Below are 4,071 nucleotides of genomic sequence, written 5' to 3' on the forward strand. Positions count from 1 at the left end.
TGATCGGCCTGCAAACGTGCACCGATGTTGGCACCGACGTCAATGTCCGCGATGTCGATCGAAACGATTTCAAACGCGGTCTGCGAGTCGAGCTTCTTCGCGAGCACGGCTTTACTGATCACATCGGGGTTTTCGAGAACCGCTTTGTGGTTGTCCGCACTCCCGATCGCACTGACGATCCCCTCACCAACCCGGGCGATGATCGTGTCTTCGGTGGCACCACCGATCAACTGTTGCAGGTTCGCCCGGACCGTCACCCGAGCTTTCACCTTGAGCTGAATCCCGTCTTTCGCAACCGCGTCGAGCGATGGTTTGGCGGCACCGCGCGGCGGACAATCGATGACTTTCGGATAAACGCTTGTTTGGACCGACTCCAACACATCCCGACCGGCCAAATCGATCGCCGTGGCTTCGCGAAACGTTAACGAAATCGTCTTGGCCTTTTTGGCTGCGATCAGGGCGCGGATGACTTGTTGAACGTTTCCGCCGGCAAGGTAGTGGGCTTCCAACGCGCCGCCGGTCAGGTCCGGATCGTCGAGGCCGGCCTGTGTCGCCATGATCTTGCTCCGCACAATCGCGCGGGTGTTTACCTTTCGAAACGTCATCGCGATCAGGTTAGAAAACCCGATATTCGACTTCGTCAAAACGGACTGGATCCACAGCCCGAAATAGCTGGCGAACACAAAAAAGATCACGACGATGGCGACGAAAATCACCAACGCGCCGATCAAAGCAGCCAAATTCATGTTGGAAATCGCCGCCAACAGACTCGGGGTCACGCCCCGAAATTCTTGAAGCAAGTTCATGTGGTAGTTTCAGTCAAATTCTCGAAAGAGGGTCTGGACGACAGTTAGCCGACATTCGGGCAAAATCAGTCGACGGCTCATTGTAGCACTGCGAGCCAGGTTGGTGGGTTCGATTTGTCACGATCTGAGCCGCGAAGGCCGACTGTCTCACTATGGTAGGGAGGCGAGTTCAGCTAAACTGGGTGCACATCCAGTCATATCAATCGACGGGCGTCCGCAGACCGCGGGGCCTGTCCGGTGAGAGCCGCCGTTTCGGTAAACACACCGGCCGAGACATTGCTCGATCGTAACTGTCGACTTTTCTTCTAGAACTTTTCCGCGATGGCAACACAGAGACTCACGAAACACAACGCCGCGATGATCCGCGCAGGCGTTTCGTTGTTGACCGATCGAGGGGCCGACGCATTGTTGCTGTTGCTCGACGGTGGCACCGATTGGAAACGGGTTTCCGAACTTTCGGGCGCGGAAGACAACACCGTCATCATTGCGGTGGACACCCTCGAGGATCTCGACGGGGCGGCCGAAGCGGGACTTCGGCCACTGGCACTGAACAAAGAAAAGGCCCCCTTGCTCGAGCGATTGCAGGAAGCACTCCTCGAAGCCGCCGCCGACGAGATGATCCGCACCAACGGGGAAGTGGTCGCCGTTTACAGCGGATTCCAACAGGGACGCCTGGACTCGATCAGTCACCTGCAACTCGATGAACGGATGCGAAGGTTCACCGTTCGCGACCTGCAAACGCTCGAAAGCAGCGTGCCGCTGAAGACCATCAAAGCGGTCGTTGACCTGGCGTCGCAGATCGGCCGCGAAGGGCGGGAAGGCAAGGCCGTCGGAACTATGTTCGTCGTCGGGGACACACGAAAAGTCCTCGAGCACGCCAACGACAGCGGAGTGGATCCGTTTCGCGGGTACAACAAGAAGCACCGCAACCTACTCGACCCCAAGGTTCAAGAGGATGCCAAGGAAGTCGCCCAGCTCGACGGTGCGTTCGTGGTCACGAGCGAGGGCGTCATCGAGCGCAGTCGCCAGATGCTCGAGGTATCGCACGAAGACCTCAAAATGACCAAGGGACTCGGGTCGCGACATTGGGCCGCAGCCGCGATCACTCGTAAGACGAAGGCCGTCTCGGTCGTCGTTAGTCAATCCACCGGGACGGTCCGCTTGTACCAAAATGGCTTTCTAATCCTGCAAATCGTGCCAATGGACAAGGCCGTCAAATGGCAGGAATTCGCTTTCGAACCGCCGCCGCAAACCCCCGAGGACTGATCGTCTCACCGGGGCATCCGGTCGTTCGCGCCTTGGCCCGGATTTGTTAGCTTCATCAGGCACGGAGGAACCCCACGTCGGGGCTCCCGCTTTTTGCAGCCAACCAATCCGAATCACTCATCATGACCAAGACACGAACCGAACGCGACTCGATGGGCGAGGTTCACGTTCCCGCGGACGCTTACTACGGTGCTCAAACTCAACGGGCGGTTGAGAACTTCCCGGTCAGTGGTTGGCAACTGCCGCCCGCCATGATCTCCGCCATGGGACGGGTCAAACTCGCATGCGGGATCGCCAATCGTGACCTCGGCAAATTGACCGGCACGGGCAAAAACCCTCTGTCGGACAAACAGGTCGAATCGATGCTAGCGGCCGCGACCGAAGTCGCCGAAGGCAAACTCACCGGGCAATACCCTGTCGACGTGTTCCAAACCGGCAGCGGCACCAGCAGCAATATGAACGTCAACGAGGTGATCAGCAACCGTGCGATTGAAATCGACGGCGGCGATCGGATGGCAGAGGTCATACCGATTCACCCCAACGACCATGTCAACATGGGGCAGAGCACCAACGATACGTTCCCAACCGCGATCCACGTTGCGACCGCTGTCGAAATCCAAACCAAACTCATCCCGACGCTCAAGCGAATGCATGCGTCGCTCGAAGAGAAGGTCAAAGCCTGGGACAAGATCATCAAGATCGGACGAACCCACTTGATGGACGCCACACCGCTGCGTTTGGGTCAGGAATTCAGCGGCTTTGCTCGTCAAATCGAATTGTCCATCGCGCGAGCCGAGAAAGCACGCGACGCGGTCCTCGAACTGCCCGTCGGCGGAACGGCGGTCGGCAGCGGAATCAACACGCACCCCGAATTCGGATCGCGCGTCGCCGCTAACTTGGCCGAACAAACCGGCATCGCGTTCGTCGAAGCGGTCAATCATTTCGAAGGCAACGCCAACCGAGACGGATTGGTCGAGTCGCACGGTCAACTCAAGTGCATCGCCCAAACCTTGCTCGGTATCGCCAACAACATTCGTTGGCTCGGCAGCGGACCGCGTTGTGGCTACTACGAAGTCAAACTCCCCACGCGGCAACCAGGCAGTTCGATCATGCCGGGCAAGGTCAACCCGGTGATGTGCGAGTCGCTCATGCAGATCGCCGCTCGTGTGATCGGTAACGACGCCACGATGACGATCAGTGGCGGATGCGGTGGCAACTTCCAACTCAACATCATGATGCCCGTCATGGCTCACACGTCATTGGAATCAATCCGATTGCTCGACGGCGGTTGCTCGGCGTTCATCGATTTCTGCCTCGACGGAATGGAACCAAACGAAGAGGCCTGCAACGCCGCCGTGGAACAATCCTTGTCGATGTGCACCAGTTTGAACCCGCTGATCGGTTACGAGCAAGCCGCCGCTCTGGCCAAAGAAGCCTTCAAGTCAGGGCAAACGATCCGAGAGTTGTGTGTTGCGAAAAACATCCTTCCTGAGGACCAACTCACCGAAGCACTCGATCCCTGGAAGATGACCGAACCGCAGGCCTGACCGAACGGGCCTGAGTTTGACCCCGCCCGGCGTGCCGCTTGTCGAAGACGCCGCCGGGCATCCGCACCACTGCATCCATTGATCGACGAGCCGATTCGATGAACGTTCTCGTTTTGACCGGTGCCGGGATTTCCGCGGAATCGGGTATTCCGACGTTTCGTGGTGCCGACGGTTTGTGGGAAGGCCATCGGGTCGAACAAGTGGCGTCGCCGGAGGGCTTTGATGCCGATCCCGTGTTGGTGCATCGGTTCTACAACTTGCGGCGACGCAAACTACAGGACCCGTTGATCCAGCCCAACGCGGCGCATGTTGCGCTTGCGGACTTCGAACGTGGCCATGATTCGGGTGATTTCTTGTTGGTGACCCAGAACATCGACAACCTGCACCAACGGGCCGGCAGCAAGCGGGTGTTGCCGATGCACGGCGAACTGATGAAGGTCCGATGCATCGAC

The 4,071-nt window shown here is 58.4% G+C and carries 4 protein-coding genes; 3 read left to right on the forward strand and 1 reads right to left on the reverse strand.

Going from position 1 to position 4,071, the window contains the following annotated elements; genetic code table 11:
* Positions 1–746, reverse strand: a 746-nt coding sequence (locus ACF8AM_RS14345; protein ID WP_392556294.1) for a flotillin-like FloA family protein, incomplete at its 3' end; no start/stop codon positions are given.
* A gap of 381 nt (positions 747–1,127) precedes the next feature.
* Between ACF8AM_RS14345 and ACF8AM_RS14350 the strand changes: the two genes are divergently transcribed.
* From ACF8AM_RS14350 to ACF8AM_RS14360, 3 genes are all read left to right on the forward strand, one after another.
* A complete protein-coding gene (locus ACF8AM_RS14350; protein ID WP_392547615.1) occupies positions 1,128–2,072 on the forward strand; it encodes a DNA integrity scanning protein DisA nucleotide-binding domain protein in 945 nt (314 codons plus the stop codon).
* A gap of 122 nt (positions 2,073–2,194) precedes the next feature.
* Positions 2,195–3,619 (forward strand): class II fumarate hydratase, encoded by a 1,425-nt coding sequence (locus ACF8AM_RS14355; RefSeq protein ID WP_392556292.1) that lies wholly within the window; start codon positions 2,195–2,197, stop codon positions 3,617–3,619.
* Positions 3,620–3,717: 98 nt separating this feature from the next.
* On the forward strand, positions 3,718–4,071 hold a 354-nt coding region (locus tag ACF8AM_RS14360), incomplete at its 3' end, for a Sir2 family NAD-dependent protein deacetylase (RefSeq protein WP_392556293.1).

Origin of the sequence: Rhodopirellula sp. JB055 (assembly GCF_043100905.1) — a bacterium.
GTDB lineage: Bacteria > Planctomycetota > Planctomycetia > Pirellulales > Pirellulaceae > Rhodopirellula.